This window comes from Terrisporobacter mayombei (assembly GCF_020748465.1).
Classification (GTDB): Bacteria; Bacillota; Clostridia; order Peptostreptococcales; family Peptostreptococcaceae; genus Terrisporobacter; species Terrisporobacter mayombei.
The window spans coordinates 1-524 of sequence record NZ_JAHZMP010000105.1; the positions used below are offsets into that span (position 1 = coordinate 1).

General features: G+C 56.1%; 1 protein-coding gene. It reads left to right on the forward strand.

Going from position 1 to position 524, the window contains the following annotated elements; all coding sequences use genetic code 11:
• On the forward strand, positions 1 to 524 hold a 524-nt coding region (gene ecpB / locus K0039_RS24890), incomplete at both ends, for an EcpB family pilus assembly chaperone (protein ID WP_228106805.1).

The window sequence follows — 524 nt, forward strand, 5'->3', positions numbered from 1 at the left end:
TATCTCCGGCCCAGGCGCTGGATGTCGGCGATATATCATCGTTTATGAACAGTGACAGCAGCACGCTGAGCAAAACGATCAAAAACAGTACCGACAGTGGTCGCCTTATCAATATCCGTCTCGAACGGCTCTCTTCACCGCTTGACGACGGGCAGGTTATCTCCATGGACAAGCCGGATGAGTTGCCACTCACTCCCGCCAGCTTGCTGCTACCCGCCCAAGCCCGCGAAGTGATCCGCTTCTTCTATAAGGGACCCGCAGATGAAAAAGAGCGCTACTACCGCATTGTCTGGTTTGATCAGGCCCTCAGTGATGCGCAGCGCGATAATGCCAACCGCAGCGCTGTGGCCACTGCTTCCGCCCGCATCGGCACCATTCTGGTCGTCGCCCCTCGTCAGGCGAACTACCACTTTCAGTACGCCAACGGCTCCCTGACAAATACAGGAAATGCGACGCTGCGGATCCTCGCCTACGGACCTTGCCTGAAAGCCGCCAACGGTAAGGAGTGTAAAGAGAATTACTAC